13 protein-coding genes are annotated in these 15,786 nt (G+C 37.2%); 9 read left to right on the top strand and 4 right to left on the bottom strand.

Annotation, left to right across the window (positions count from 1 at the left end):
* Positions 1-188: 188 nt before the first annotated feature.
* The 3 genes from CF599_RS06125 to CF599_RS06115 form a co-directional block, all read right to left on the bottom strand.
* Entirely contained in the window at positions 189-731 is a 543-nt protein-coding gene (locus tag CF599_RS06125) for an NADPH-dependent FMN reductase (protein ID WP_121965165.1), read from the bottom strand.
* A gap of 164 nt (positions 732-895) precedes the next feature.
* Positions 896-1,729: an META domain-containing protein gene (locus CF599_RS06120; RefSeq protein WP_121965164.1), complete on the bottom strand. Its 834-nt coding sequence runs from the start codon at positions 1,727-1,729 to the stop codon at positions 896-898.
* Positions 1,730-2,357: 628 nt separating this feature from the next.
* Positions 2,358-3,188: a hypothetical protein gene (locus CF599_RS06115; RefSeq protein ID WP_121965163.1), complete on the bottom strand. Its 831-nt coding sequence runs from the start codon at positions 3,186-3,188 to the stop codon at positions 2,358-2,360.
* Positions 3,189-4,231: 1,043 nt separating this feature from the next.
* Here CF599_RS06115 and pyrR point away from each other — a divergent pair.
* Together pyrR and CF599_RS06105 are read left to right on the top strand one after the other, a co-directional pair.
* On the top strand, positions 4,232-4,780 hold the full coding sequence (gene pyrR / locus CF599_RS06110; RefSeq protein ID WP_121965222.1) for a bifunctional pyr operon transcriptional regulator/uracil phosphoribosyltransferase PyrR: 549 nt from the start codon (positions 4,232-4,234) through the stop codon (positions 4,778-4,780).
* A gap of 27 nt (positions 4,781-4,807) precedes the next feature.
* Complete coding sequence (locus tag CF599_RS06105) at positions 4,808-5,734, top strand: aspartate carbamoyltransferase catalytic subunit (RefSeq protein ID WP_121965162.1); 927 nt, start codon at positions 4,808-4,810, stop codon at positions 5,732-5,734.
* 1,268 nt (positions 5,735-7,002) lie between these two features.
* On the opposite strand, the gene CF599_RS06100 is transcribed toward CF599_RS06105, so the two are convergent.
* On the bottom strand, positions 7,003-8,412 hold the full coding sequence (locus CF599_RS06100; protein ID WP_121965161.1) for a VWA domain-containing protein: 1,410 nt from the start codon (positions 8,410-8,412) through the stop codon (positions 7,003-7,005).
* A gap of 162 nt (positions 8,413-8,574) precedes the next feature.
* Here CF599_RS06100 and CF599_RS06095 point away from each other — a divergent pair, with 162 nt between their 5' ends.
* The 7 genes from CF599_RS06095 to CF599_RS06065 all read left to right on the top strand — a co-directional run bounded on the left by CF599_RS06095 (position 8,575) and on the right by CF599_RS06065 (position 15,648).
* The gene (locus CF599_RS06095) at positions 8,575-10,356 is read left to right on the top strand and encodes a histidine kinase (RefSeq protein ID WP_216821866.1); all 1,782 of its coding nucleotides are present in this window, start codon (positions 8,575-8,577) and stop codon (positions 10,354-10,356) included.
* Between the two features lie 477 nt (positions 10,357-10,833).
* The gene (locus tag CF599_RS06090) at positions 10,834-11,592 is read left to right on the top strand and encodes a LytTR family DNA-binding domain-containing protein (protein WP_121965160.1); all 759 of its coding nucleotides are present in this window, start codon (positions 10,834-10,836) and stop codon (positions 11,590-11,592) included.
* Between the two features lie 1,178 nt (positions 11,593-12,770).
* Complete coding sequence (locus CF599_RS06085; RefSeq protein ID WP_121965159.1) at positions 12,771-13,112, top strand: ribonuclease Z; 342 nt, start codon at positions 12,771-12,773, stop codon at positions 13,110-13,112.
* Positions 13,113-13,272: 160 nt separating this feature from the next.
* Positions 13,273-14,181: a ribonuclease Z gene (locus tag CF599_RS06080; protein ID WP_121965158.1), complete on the top strand. Its 909-nt coding sequence runs from the start codon at positions 13,273-13,275 to the stop codon at positions 14,179-14,181.
* Between the two features lie 11 nt (positions 14,182-14,192).
* Positions 14,193-14,840 carry a pyridoxamine 5'-phosphate oxidase gene (gene pdxH / locus CF599_RS06075; RefSeq protein WP_121965157.1) on the top strand — a complete coding sequence of 216 codons (648 nt, stop codon included), beginning with the start codon at positions 14,193-14,195 and terminating at the stop codon, positions 14,838-14,840.
* A gap of 6 nt (positions 14,841-14,846) precedes the next feature.
* Entirely contained in the window at positions 14,847-15,098 is a 252-nt protein-coding gene (locus CF599_RS06070; RefSeq protein ID WP_121965156.1) for a hypothetical protein, read from the top strand.
* The gene (locus CF599_RS06065) at positions 15,091-15,648 is read left to right on the top strand and encodes a Smr/MutS family protein (protein WP_121965155.1); all 558 of its coding nucleotides are present in this window, start codon (positions 15,091-15,093) and stop codon (positions 15,646-15,648) included. Before CF599_RS06070 ends, CF599_RS06065 begins: the two co-directional genes overlap by 8 nt.
* Positions 15,649-15,786: the final 138 nt, after the last annotated feature.

Genomic DNA, 15,786 nt, shown 5'->3' with positions numbered 1-15,786 from the left:
TTTGAAACTCAAATAGGCTTTTTTTAAATTTAAATTATGCGATAGACAGATAGACGAAAAGTAATTATTCAAAATAGGTCTGAATTAACAATACAAGCATACTATAGTATGGTTTTAGAGCTAATGAAAGAGCTATAAGTAGAATTGCTTTGTAGTATTTGGCTAATGCGTAATGTGGGTTTAATTTGTTATCGCGATTGACTTTCTATTAATAGATCTGTCAGCATCGACATCTTCTTTTTATACACCTCAGAGAGGTCGTTATTCTCATACAAATCAGAATTGCTAATAGGTATAGCATAAGGCAGAGACCACGCTCTAAGTGCCTTAGCGATGTTATCTAACGCTTGTATACCTTGCATGGCTTGATTACCAGCTGACCAACAAGTAAACCCAACTATTTTATTAGTCAAGTAAGCAGGTGAGTCTTTGGCTGTTATTTCTAACCAATCTATTGCATTCTTCATTACTCCTGTTAGACTACCGTGGTAGAGGGGAGTAAGCCAAATCATTACGTCTGCTTCGCGAAAAGCATCTGCAAAGGTGATAACATCCGATGGGATATTATCCATTAGCTTCGCTTGGAATATAGGAATCTCAAAATCGGATAAGTGAATCTGTCGTACTTCAATATTAGAATTTATGAACTGATCTGTATAATACTGTGCAATGCGTCGCGATGTACGGAATGCTTCTTCATCTAAAGAACCATTAAAAATTAAAGCTTTCATAAAACTATACTGTTATTTAGCCTACTAATTTAGAACTTTTATTGATTATAAAAGGTTTACTTCTCTAACTTAATCTTTCTTTAACGGATATTACTATAGCTAGAGTGATGCGACGTAACTGTATAGTAAACAAAAAAGCCTGTCACTTGGACAGGCTTTAGATATTACTTAAGGGTGTTTTTCTTAACTTGATCAAATTTCATTACGATCTTACCTCCTTGGTAGATACTTAATGTTTCGTCAGCTACATTAAATTGATACGTTGAATTATCGAAGTATTTAAGGAAGTGATCTTTCGTTGCATTGTCTTGACTATTTCCACAAGATTTAGCATCGTCTTGGTTTACTTCAAATAAGGTAATCGTATTATTCTTTCCATCTAATGTGAAAGGTACTTCAAACTTAGCACAGCCTGTTCCACCTTTTACTACGTAATAATGAAAATCAAAAGTAATCCACTGTTTGTAATTTCCTCCTGTTTCACCATCTAGTTGAACTAACTTCCAGTCATAACGGCGAACATCTTTAGCAGACTTCTCTAGTTTCTCATCAGCGAATATATACTTCACTTTATCTTTAGTAAGTAAGTGTAACTGCCCTTCAGTCTCATTAAAAGTGATAGTACCATTAGAGATACGCTTTAAGAATTTATTCTCAGTATAAGCTTCTTGATTAGCACACTCTTTCCCTGTTTTGGTAGCAAAACGAGTAGTCATATGCACTCCTTTTGAATCAACAGCTGTTCTTGATACAGGTAACTCGAATACATTACATCCAGCAAAACCTGTAATAGTAGAACCATTCGTGCGATTAAGCATAATGTGTTTATCCGTTGGTTTTAATACACCAGGTGTACTGCTATCTTGTAATACCCATCTAACATTCCATATTCCATCGGGAGCTAATGGATGAGTTTCTTGAGAATCTGTAGAGCCTTGTTGCGCAAAAGTTACTAAGCTTGTTAAACAAAGAAATAAACTTGTAGCGTATTTTTTCATAATAAATATTAAAATAATTCTAAAATCAAATAGTTTTTGTACTGCTCTATGTTAAGTTATGAATACATAAATGATTGATAACTATGTTTTTGTATTTCATAGAGATACGGATATAACGATTGTGAAAAGATAGTGATTCTTGATGAATATCCCAATTTATAAGCAAAATATTATCAATACACTAAATCATCATCTATAATCGCATCGATATAATATGCTATACCTGTCAATTTACGTTCATAATTATCAATCATATTATCCGCCATCAATATCCACACAACACATTTTCACAACGCATTTCCGCAATACAAATCCACAACGTATATCCACAATCATCATCCACAACGCATTTCCACAATCATCATCCACAACGCATATCCACAATCGTAGGGACGTATTACATACGTCCAAATAAAACATCCTTGGATGTTTTCATAACGATTATATGTTGACATTCCACAATCATCTGCACAACGCATTTCCATAATCATTATCTACAACGCATTTCCACAACGGTATAATGATTACGTGCTGAATGAACGTAATATGGATTACGTGCCAAATGGGCGGGTGGTTAATTACCTGCCAACATTACACATCCATACAGCATATCCACAAAAAAAACATACTACTCCTGTTTAGGCATAAACCCAAACATTAACACCAACTGATCACCTTGATAAAAATTAAGCGTCTGCTCAGCGATATCATAGTGATATACCTTAGAAGTAAAGTACTTCGCATACTTATCAGTTACTCTTTTGAGATCTTTGCGTTTTACCCTTTTTCCACCTTTGTGCTTTGCATGAAAGGTTATACTGTGAAAAGAGAACTGACTTTGACTATAAGAAACATCAAATTGAGCAACAAAAGGGACATTATCTATCGTACCTGTCATCACTCGGTTCTCAAAGTCAAATGAAGTAACCATCTTAGGGAGTTTATCCGAATTCCTGTTTAAAGCAATCAATCCCCAGTCAAATCGTGAGACAAACTTATAGAATCGATCAAGGTTATTAGAATACAGTTTATACTTCGTATCCATTCCTTTTTTTAGCGTGATGACATCTTCAGCACCACTAATCGTAATAGTGCTATTCTCTAATACCCTAAAGAACTCTTGATCCTCTTGAGACCATTGTATTTGAACAAAAGTAGGCAAGAACTCTGTCGCCCCAGTTTGTAAAGTATACTCATCCGCATTGACTTCGACTTGCTTAATTGGTATCTTAGCATAGACAGTTCTCTCCTGATTTTGATTAATACCCTTATTCGCAAGCGTGAACTCTAACGCAGTATCAGTCCATTGAAGTATGATATTTTTATCCTTGTCTTGTAGTATCCATTGCTCTTTTTGTATCACTTTATCAGTCAGTGGAAGCGCTTCTTTTATAAGCTGTGCACTCGCAGATACTGTGAATAGTAGTGTTATGATAACTAATAATCTAAACTTAATCATCTGTATTCCTGTTTTAAATAGTAGTTCAAATATATTAATATGATTATAAAGATAAGAGAGAAGAGAAGAAAAAGTTAACGGTTAATTGGTTAACGGTTATCGGTTTACGGTGAACAGTTTTTAACTTGTGTTTAAAAGATTATTAATCTTAGTAGTAAATCCATAACGTATATCTACAATCAATATCCACAACGTATTTCCGCCATCAATATCCACAACGTATATCCACAAACAATATCCACCATCAACATCCACAAACAATATCCACAAACAATATCCACCATCAATATCCACAACGTATATCCACAATCGTAGGGATGTATTACATACATCCAAATAAAACATCCTTGGATGTTTTCATAATGATTACGCGTCGAATGGACGTGATGTGTATTGTGGATGTATATTGTGTGCCGACAGGACGTGATATGTATTGTGGATGTATATTACGTGCCAACAGGACGTGATGTGTATCGTGGCTACTGGGTAGGACGTATGTAATACGTCCCTACGATTGTGTGCCGAATGGACGTGATATATATTGTGGATGTATATTACGTGCTAACAGGACGTGATATGTATTGTGGATGTATATTGTGTGCCGAATGGACGTGATGTGTATCGTGGTTACTGGGTAGGATGTATGTAATACGTCCCTACGATTGTGTGCCGAATAGACGTGATATGTATTGTGGATGTATATTGTGTGCCGAATGGACGTGATGTGTATCGTGGTTACTGGGTAGGACGTATGTAATACGTCCCTACGATTGTGTGCCGAATGGACGTGATATGTATCGTGGTTACTGGGTAGGACGTATGTAATACGTCCCTACGATTGTGTGCCGAATGGACGTGATATGTATTGGGTGGTTAAACATATCGACAAAATATATTGCATACATCCACACAATCCACATCCCTTAATGCCTGAAAGGCAAACAACAAAAACACAACATCACACCTTCACAAAAAAACAATATAAAAATGGTACTAAACAATATTTAATTGTAAATTTACCCCCCAAACACAACTCTTTATATATGAATCCAAAAGTATTACTTACTTCAAAAGAGATTGATATCATTCTACACCGTTTGGCTTGTCAATTAGTAGAGAAACATCTTGATTTTTCTAACACCCTTCTTATTGGGATACAACCACGTGGTAAATTTCTTGCAGAGCGAATAATGAATATTCTAAAGACAGAGTATGGTATATCTGATATACCGCTAGGGTTCTTAGATATCACATTCTTCCGCGATGACTTTAGAAGAAATCAAAAGACTCTTGAAGCAAATAAAACCCAAATAGACTTCTTAGTAGAAGATAAGAAAGTCGTATTTATAGACGACGTGCTTTACACAGGACGCAGTATACGTGCCGCACTCACCGCTATACAGTCATTCGGACGTCCTGCTGAGATCGAATTATTAGTACTGATAGATCGTCGATTTAGTCGTCACCTACCGATCCAACCCGATTATAGAGGGAGACAGGTAGATGCCTTCGGAGAAGAGACTATCCGTGTACACTGGTCTGAGCACGAACAGGAAGACGCAGTCTTACTAGAAGAAATTGATAAAAACTAACTACCTAAATCTACTATTAGAAGTACAATGAAAGAATTAAGCGTAAATCACCTTTTGGGAATTAAGTATATCACTAAGAATGATATTGATTTAATATTCGAAACAGCTGATCACTTTAAAGAAGTAATTAATCGCCCGATTAAGAAAGTTCCTTCTCTTAGAGATATTACTATTGCTAATATCTTTTTTGAAAACAGTACACGTACCAAGTTGTCTTTCGAATTAGCACAAAAACGTCTGTCTGCAGATGTTATCAGCTTCTCTGCTGCTCAGTCTTCTGTTAAGAAAGGAGAAACCCTAATCGATACCGTTAATAATATCTTAGCGATGAAAGTAGATATGGTCGTGATGCGCCACAGCGATGCTGGAGCAGCTCACTTCTTATCTAAGAACGTTAGTGCTAGTATTATCAACGCAGGTGATGGAGCACACGAGCACCCTACACAGGCGTTATTAGACAGTTATTCTATCCGCGAGAAACTAGGTGATGTAGCAGGTAAGAAAGTCGTGATCGTAGGGGATATCCTACACTCGCGTGTAGCACTATCTAATATATTCGCTTTACAGATGCAGGGAGCAGAAGTAAAAGTATGTGGACCGAAGACCCTTATCCCTAAGTATATCGAGAGTCTAGGAGTGAAAGTAGAGTCTGACTTAAGAAAAGCACTTGAGTGGTGTGATGTAGCGAATATGCTACGCGTTCAGAACGAGCGTTTAGACTTTAGTTATTTCCCTAATACACGAGAGTATGCACAGCAGTATGGACTAGATAAGGCACTATTAGATTCTCTAAATAAAGAGATCATCGTGATGCACCCAGGGCCTATTAACAGAGGAGTAGAGATTACTTCGGATGTAGCAGACTCACAGCAAGCCGTGATCTTAGATCAAGTAGAGAATGGAGTAGCAGTACGTATGGCTGTTACCTACCTATTAGCTTCTAAAATTAAGTAATTACAGCCTTTTTTAAAAGGCTTATTTTATATCTTATAACCAGTATACAGTGTCATATTAATGCTGTGTACTGGTTTTTTTTTGTTTCTTTTTTAAAGGTAACTGCAGTCTATATTACTTTATGCCATAAAAACACTGATTCTTAATTTATACTTCTTAATTGTTTTTGTATCTTTGTACTGTATTTTGCTTCAAATCAGAAACCTATCTGAATGCTTTTTGAACCTAAAAAGTATATAAAAAATAAGCAAATTCACCTTCCTTAGAATCTCTAAAAAACACCATTTTTTAAAGGTTAAAATAATCTCATTTTGCGTTTCTCATTTAGTTTCTATTTGGATTAATACTGGCTTGTATCTCAGTATTTTCGGGCTATTATGCAGTTTAGTTTGGTGTTTGTTCGGGGCTTGTTCGGAAAAAGGCCCTTTTTTCCGAACCTCTTCCGAAGGAGTCCCGAACAAATCTCGAATAAAACTTGTTTATCCCTGTGTGTCATTGGGTTTGTGGTGTGGTTCGGTAATTGTCGAACCATTTTTTTAAAGGTTTTTATAGTTCGTTTTGAGAAGAGTAAAAAATACTATTTTTAAAAGAATTAGAGTGATTTTGGTAATAATATAGGGGTGTTTTGTGGGGATGTATATCACGCTATGTCGGCACGTAATTCACATCACGTCCATTCGGCACACAATCGTAGGGATGATTACATACATCCTATCCAGTAGCCACGATCTATATCACGTAATATTGATACACAATGTCGGCACACAATGTTGGCACACAATGTTGGCACACAATCGTAGGGATGATTACATACATCTTATCTAGTAGCCACGATACACATCACGTCCATTCGTCACACAATGTATATTACGTAATATTGATACGTAATCATTATGAAAACATCCAAGGATGTTTTATTTGGGCGTATAGTAATATGCCCGTACCGTTGTGGAAATGCGTTGCGGATATTGATTGTGGATGTATATCACACAATGTCGACACATAATTATTATGAAAACATCCAAGGATGTTTTATTTGGATGTATGTAATACATCCGTACGATTGCGGAAATGCGTTGCGGATATGTGTTGCGGATAATGATTGCGGAAATGTGTTGTGGATATACGTTGCGGAAATATGCTGCGGATATTGATTGTGGATATGTGATGGGGATTTTTGATAAAAAAAAGCACCTTTTACATAGTCGTAAAAGGTGCTTTGTAAGCGTTTTTTGGGAATTTATTTTATTTAAACACGAAAAGAAAAACTATAATATTCTAGGAAAAGTAGTTGGGGTTGGTTGCCCTGTTTTATATTGTTCCACGATTTTATATACACGTTGGAAGTCACTGTCTTTAAAGTTGTCAGACGAACTCATTTCGTAGATCATAGTATTCATAGATTGGTTCGCATTAGCGATATTGCTTCTAGATTCTATACTTGCAAGTTTTAGCGTGCTAGCCATATAAGCGATATCGTAGTTTTTCGTTAACTCAGGGCTTGTGCTATCTGTATTGTTGTCGAATAGTCTTACCTCATTTACTCTCACTTGTCTACCATCTTTTAGATAAGATAGATTAGCAACTATCTCTTTAGAACTTCTAGAGCTACTAGATTTTCTCACTTTTAATAAGATGATACGAGTAGAGTTAGCTCCTAAGTTCTCTAGGTCGAAGTGTATTTTATTATTGGCTACTATCGTTGCTTTAGCGTCATATCCATAACACGTTACGATGCTCCATTGACTCGGTAGTTCGATATCTACTTTTTGGTTAGTACCCACTCTGTATAAGATAGCGTCTAGTTCTTCGTCGAATACCTTATAGATGTCCTCTTCGTTTTCGCCGATGTAGTAGTTAGATCCTTTTCCTTTATCAGCAAGCGTTCTCAGTAGTTTAAAATCTAATGATTGACCGATACCGATCGTTGAGATTTCTATTCCTTCTTGGTTGTATTTCGCAGAGTTGTCTACTATTCTATCGTGATTTGTTTCTCCTACATTTGTTTCTCCGTCTGTCAGAAGGATTACTCTAGAAGTAGTGTTTTTAGCGTTGTTTTTAAAAGCTTCTTTATATCCTAACATCATTCCTGCGTTTAAGTTGGTACTTCCCATAATCCTAATATCATCGATGACTTTTCGGATTTTTTCTTTTTGATTACCTACTTTTTGACTAGAGAGTACTACTTGGGCATCTGTGCTAAAAGTAGTGATAGATATGATATCATCACTTATTAAGTTATCTACTAAGTGATTTAATGCTTTCTTCACTAGTTCCATTTTTTGACCATACATAGATCCACTGTTGTCTACTACTAGGGAGATGTTTACCCCTCCGCGTACTTTGGCATTAGAACTTACAAGAGGAGTAGCGATACCTACCTGTACTAACGCATAGTTAGGATCATTAAATATCGCATTGTTATAATCGATGCTAACTGCTACTTTTTGATCAGAAGGTATTTTGATTTGGTGTTTATGGTAGTTGATAAAGTCTTCGATCTTCAGTGTTTCTACATTAGGGTAGTTGTTTGAGTTGCTGTTGTAATACCCATTGTTGTTTTGATTATCAAGAGATACTTGTCTCGAATATGATACTGATGCTGTTCCTAGACCTACTTGAGCAAAAGAGTTGATGCTAAATAGTATAATAATTAAGAGTGATAAGTGTTTTTTCATAATAATTTTTATTAATTTGTTAAATAATTTTTATCAAATGTAAGGTGGTTCATCATCACTTTTTGGGGTAAATGGGTGAACTGGTGTTTTGACTTGGTGAACTGTATAAATGGATTGTTATGAATGTATTTACTTTGTCCTATAATTAATTAAGATATTGATATGCAATATATAAAGTGGGTTTTGATACTGTTTTTTGGTACTTCTATAGGGTATGCTCAGGTGGGGGTAGGAACTCGTATACCTACTACAGGAAGTGAAGAAGCATTGAGCGAATTACAGGCGATGCTAGAGACGGCTTCTGAGGAGGATGTAGCGATGAGCTATGTAGCGGTAGCTAAAGAGTTAAATAGAGAAAGGGATCTAGCGAAGGCGATTGCGTATTATACGAAGGCTAAGGATCTCTATGTGAAACTAAAGGACAAGAAACGCCTAACTACGGTAGAGCGTGAGATCGGTAAGCTGTATGAACGACTAGGCAATAAGGAGATGGCGATCAAGAGCTTCGAGTCTGCGCTACAGTCTGCTACAGATAGTGAAGCGAAGGCTGTGAATGAGAATGACCTAAAGCGGCTAGGGGCAAGTAGTCCAAAGGAACAGACTAAGGTGATGGAGAGTAATCTAGCTATCTTCGAAAAGGCAGATGACAAACCTGCACAAGTAGAAACGCTGAAACAAATAGCTGAAATCAATCTGAAGGAAGGAAAAAAGGAGGAGGCTATCCAACAATTAAAACAGGCTAAAGAAAAGGCGGTAGAGCCTGAGGCGACGACTGAGATAGAGAAGCAAATCTCGACTATCTATGTAGAGGAACAGCAATATGACGAGGCGCTAGCATTGAGTTTATCCCTATTAGAGAAGGCTAGGCAAGGGAAGAATATAAAGGAGGAGGTCATACAACTGCGACAGTTGGCTCACATCGCTTTCTTACAAAAGAATAAAGAGGCAGGATTTAAGTATCTAACGGAAGCCTATCAATTGGCGTTATCGACTAATCAAACCTTACAAGCGAAGGAGATTGTGTCTGAATTGACTGCTAGATATCAAGAATATAAAGAGGTAGATAAGGCATTAGCGCTCCAATCTTCGTTCTTAAAGCAACTAGATCAATTGGTCTTGGCGGATAGTACATTGGTTAGTTCGAAGCTATTTCACGTCAAAGAGGAATTGATTAATCAACTTGAGAAAGAGAGAGGGTTAAAAGATGAATTGCTAAGTAGAACGACTACGATTAACTATATCTTGATTGGGTTTATAGCAACGATTTTAGTGTTTATGGTATTTATATACAGAACGCTGTTCTCTATCAAGAGAAAGAATAAACAGATTGCGTTACAGTCACTTAGACGTGAGATGAATCCGCACTTTATCTTTAATAGCCTAAACAGTGTAAATCAGTTTATCGCTCAGAACAATGAGTTGGAAGCGAATAAGTATTTGTCTTCTTACTCACGATTAATGCGCAACGTGATGGAGAACTCGAATAAGGATTTCGTGCAGCTCTCCACAGAGTTAGAACAGCTAACGGAGTACCTAGACTTGGAGCACTTGAGGTTCTCAGATAAGTTTGACTATACCATCAGTGTAGCAGAGGATATCGATGAAGATGCAGTCTTAGTACCCAATATGCTTATACAACCTCAATTAGAGAATGCAATATGGCACGGGTTGCGTTATAAAGAGTCTAAAGGACTGCTGTCATTATCTGTATCTAGACAGGGGAAGAAGTTGGTAATAGTGGTAGAGGATAACGGTATCGGGCTTACTCAGAGTAATGCGTTAAAGACGGCTAATCAACGTGAACACAAGTCTAGAGGAGTGAATAATACGACAGAGCGCATCAAGTTACTAAACGAATTATACAAGGCGAATATCTCTATGGTGATTAGAGAAAGGGAGGCTCCTGATATGGGAGTGAGAGTGGAATTATTAATTAAGAATTAGGAATGTATGTCGTTTCGCTACGCTACACTCTAATTATGAATTATGAATTAGGAATGTATGTCGTTTCGCTGCGCTACACTCTAATTATGAATTAGGAATTAGGAATGTATGTCGTTTCGCTGCGCTACACTCTAATTATGAATTATGAATTAAGAATTAGGAATGTTTGCCTACGGCAGTAGGGGGAGCTTCGCTTAATTAAGAATTACGAATTAAGAATTACGAATTAAGAATTAGGAATTAGGAATGTTTGCCTACGGCAATAGGGACGCTTCACTTAATTAGGAATGGGGAATTTGCACCTATTGACACTCGCTTATCTGTTAAGGCCACAGGGACTCCGTAAGAATAATTGCCTTAAATAAGGTACTTCATTTTATCACTTCATAAGGATTATGGACTATTAAAGTGAAATTAAAAACTATCAACTGTCAACTATCAACTGTAAACCGTACACTGTTAACTAACAAAACAATTATGCAACAACGTATTAGAAGTGTTATCGTAGAGGATGAGTCTGCGGCTAGAGATATACTGAAGACTTATATAGAGAAGTACTGTCCACAACTAGAGATAGTAGGAATGGCTATGGACTGTAAGGAGGCTATAGAGGTCATACATACATTAGAGCCACAGCTAGTCTTTCTAGATGTAGAGATGCCCTTTGGCAATGCTTTTGACGTGCTAGAGGGATGTAAGGATTTGTATTTTGAGACGATATTCGTTACTGCCTTTTCGGAGTATTCGCTAAAGGCATTGAATCAGAGTGCGGCGTATTATTTGCTTAAAACACTGAGTATAGAGGAGCTTATCCTCGCAGTAAACAAGGTTCAGAATCATATCGTCAATAAGGAGTTACTAGATCGAAACAAGATCCTCCTCAACAATATGAAAGAGCCTCAACCTGATAAACAGCAGGTGATATTACCTACGTTAGAGGGTTTTGAGGTGATCAAAATGGAGAGTATCATCCGCCTCCAAGGCAATGGTAACTTTACGAATATACACTGTGATAATGGAGAGGTAAAGATGATCTGCCGCTTCCTTAAACACTTTCACGAGATACTTCCTTATCCGTTTATCCGTGTGCATAAATCCCATATTGTCAATGTCAATTATATCAAAGGATATCACAAGGCTAATGGTGGGTATCTAGTGCTTAAAGATGATATGGAGATAGATATCTCACAGAGTTATAAAGAACAGTTTTTGAGTATTTTTAAAACGACTATTTGATGTCGCTGTGCTCTAGTTATGAATTTAAAATTAGGAATTAGGACTGTGTGGATGTATTATTATTTACAATCTACATCACGTCCTGTCGGCACACAATCGTAGGGATGTATTACATACATCCTACCTAGTAGCCACAATACATATCACGCCCATTCGGCACACAATCGTAGGGATGATTACATACATCCTACCCAGTAACCACAATACACGTCACGTCCATTGGGCACACAATGTCGGCACATAATGTTGGCACACAATCGTAGGGATGTATTACATACATCCTACCCAGTAACCACAATACACGTCACGTCCATTGGGCACACAATGTCGGCACATAATGTTGGCACACAATCGTAGGGATGTATTACATACATCCTACCCAGTAACCACAATACACGTCACGTCCATTGGGCACACAATGTCGGCACATAATGTTGGCACACAATCGTAGGGATGTATTACATACATCCTACCCAGTAACCACAATACACGTCACGTCCATTGGGCACACAATGTCGGCACATAATGTTGGCACACAATCGTAGGGATGTATTACATACATCCTACCCAGTAACCACAATACACGTCACGTCCATTGGGCACACAATGTCGGCACATAATGTTGGCACACAATCGTAGGGATGTATTACATACATCCTACCCAGTAACCACAATACACGTCACGTCCATTGGGCACACAATGTCGGCACGTAATTATTATGAAAACATCCTTGGATGTTTTATTTGGGCGTATAGTAATACATCCCTACGATTGCGGATATTGATTGTGGAAATGTGTTGTGGATAATGATGATGGAAATGCGTTGTGGATGTTGATTACGGAAATGCGTTGTGGAATTGTGTTGCGGATATTGATTACGGAAATGCGTTGTGGATGTATATCACACAATGTCGGCACGTAATCTTTATGAAAACATCCAAGGATGTTTTATTTGGATGTATGTAATACATCCCTACGATTGCGGATATTGATTGTGGAAATGTGTTGTGGATGTTGATTACGGAAATGCGTTGCGGATATCGATTGCGGATCTGCGTTGCTGATACATAATCAGTCTATACATTACTCATCCTATATTTCCGTAATATTTTAGGTCTAGTCTATGATTATATTCATATTCGTTTTATATTCGCTTAATCAAATTAAGGCGTATACAATGAAAGTAAAAGAAAAAGGGCATACACTTATTATAACGTGCAATGAGGGGAGTCTTGTTGAGTTTATTGAGAAGGTAGAGCAGCAGTATGAGAGTAGCTTCAAACAGGCTAACCTAGTGATAGATTTGACTAATACTAGTTTTGTGGTTGAGGAAGAAGATATAGAGCAGTTCGAATCTCTTGCTGTACAGCATATGGAAGAGGCTAATAAGTCTTTTATTATTGTAATCGAGTCAATAGACTTTAATGAGTTTGATGGAGATTTGATAATCGCTCCTTCTTTACAAGAAGCACATGATTTGATTGAAATGGATGAGATCCAAAGAGATTTAGGGTTTTAGAAAGAGATTAATTACTTCGTTTCACAAGAGGATATTTCTTATGTACGATAGTTAAATATATAATTACAGATAAAAGGCTTAAAGTAATTTAAGCCTTTTATTTTTGACTTAGTAGTAGTTTTTCGTAAATTACGTGCTCAAAATATAAAATAAAACCACATTGAAACTTACTATATTAGGCTGTTATGCAGCAACACCACGAACGATAACCAACCCTACTTCTCAAGTTTTAGAGATAGCGGGGCATATGTTCTTGATCGATGCAGGCGAAGGAACACAAGTACAATTAAGACGTCATAAACTAAAGTTTCAGCGTATTAATCACATCTTTATCTCTCACTTACACGGAGATCACTTCTTTGGTTTAATAGGATTGATCTCAACATATATGTTACTTAATCGCCAATCTGATTTGCATATATATGGACCCAAAGGGATTAAGGAGGTAACGTTATTACAGTTAAAATTAGGTAACGCCTATTCGGGATATAAGTTGTTCTTCCACGAACAGACTAGTAAAGAGAGTAGAGTCGTCTTTGAAGATGATAAAGTGATTGTGAGAACTATTCCATTAGATCACCGCGTATATACCAATGGATATAAATTTGAAACAAAACCTGGAGACCGCAAGTTGCGCATTGGTGCGATAGAGGACTTGGGGATAGATAAATGTTACTACCAAAAGATTAAAAGCGGTGGGAATATAACACTAGATAACGGAACAGTCGTGGAAAATAAGGATATCACTTATGAACCGGAAGATACGGAGAGTTATGCATTCTGTTCAGATACATACTATTCAGAAGCAATAGTGCCTATCATTAAAGATGTAGATGTGTTATATCACGAGAGTACATTCTTAGAGTCAGAGGAGCATTATACAGAGAGAACGAAACACTGTACAGCTAAGCAAGCAGCGACAATCGCTAAACTTGCTAATGCTAAGACGTTAGTATTAGGACATTATTCTACTCGTTATAACGATATTACCCTGTTTAAGAAAGAGGCAGAAACTGTCTTTAGTGGTAAGATTATAAATGGAGATGATGGTAAAGTGTTTGACTTATAATAGATAGAGATATGAGTGATTTAAGCGATTACAGAAAATCTTATGAGAAAAGCGTATTGCTAGAAAGCAATGTGGACGAGAACCCGATGATGCAATTCAAGAAATGGTTCTACGAGACAGAGGATTTCGGAGGTGTAGATGAGGTTAATGCGATGACGGTATCAACGATAGGTTTAGACGGTTTTCCGAAGGCTAGAGTAGTGCTGTTAAAATCTTATGATGAAGAGGGATTTGTATTTTATACCAACTACGATTCAGAGAAGGGAAAGGCGATTATCGCTAATCCGCATTTGTGTTTATCATTCTTTTGGCCATCGGCTGAGCGTCAAGTAATCATAAAGGGGATCGCTAGTAAGGCTAGTGCGGTACAATCTGATAATTACTTCGATAGTCGCCCTTTAGGGAGCAGATTAGGAGCGATAGTCTCTAATCAGAGTGAGGTAATTCCCAATCACGAGGTATTAGAACAAGCAATCAATAAGCTAGAACAAGAGGTGGAAGGGACTACTGTTACACGCCCTGATAACTGGGGAGGTTTTGTTGTTAAGCCTGTATCTATAGAGTTTTGGCAAGGACGTGCTAACCGTCTTCACGATCGTATTAGATATACGCTGACGGAAGATGGAATGGACTGGAAAGTAGAACGATTAGCACCTTAAAATAATATGAAAATAGCTAAATTAGCATTGACATTAACGACCTTGTTCTTTATGGGATGGGCATTAGTGGAGAGTTCTAGTGAGAAACCTAATATTTGGATTCAGGTAATAGGGGTAGCGTTATTCTTCTTCGCGATGGCGAGGTTGATGCAAAAGACACCAAGCAATACACATAATCGTGGACCGGCAGAACGTGAGTTTGATGCTGGGATAAAAAGAGATTTAATTAACCAAGCAAAAGAAGATAAAGATGCTTAGCAAAGGAGATTACGTACAAGTATTAGATGAGGACGAAGAAGGAGTAGTCATCAATATCATAGGGGAAGAGGTTACTGTAGAAACGAAAGATGGTTTTCTATTAACATATAAACCTAAAGAGTTATTAAAAGTAGTGAAAGAGGATGAAGTAGATATGCGATCAGCAAGTATACGTAGTTCTGTTAGTGAAGCACTTCAAGATAAGGTTGATCCTATTAAACGTTCGTTTACCAAGGATAAACGCTCTCGTAAGGATGAGTTTATCTTAGAAGTGGACTTGCATATAGAGAAGCTTACGAAAGACTTTAAACGCATGGATAAGCACGATATGCTAACGCTACAGTTAGACACTGCTAGAGGACAAGTAGAGTTCGCTATACGCAATCGCATTCCTCGTATTGTATTTATACACGGAGTAGGTGAGGGAATCTTAAAAGCAGAGTTAGAGTACTTGTTTAGCCGCTATTCTGAGATAGTAGCTGAAGATGCTAACTATCAGAAGTATGGTGTAGGAGCAACTCAGATCTACTTTAAACAAAACGTCAGATAAATTAATTAGGAATTAGGAATTACGAATGTTCTTTCTAAGTAGACTTTTGATATAAAAACGACAATATGGTTAGGCTGTATTGTCGTTTTTTTTTGAGAAAATACACGGCACTTACTGTGTGGAAATACACGGCACGGA

The sequence above is a fragment of the Myroides sp. N17-2 genome (assembly GCF_002286775.1).
Taxonomy (GTDB): domain Bacteria; phylum Bacteroidota; class Bacteroidia; order Flavobacteriales; family Flavobacteriaceae; genus Flavobacterium.
Note: the sequence above shows the minus strand (reverse complement) of the source record. Positions and strands in the feature narration are given on the sequence as shown.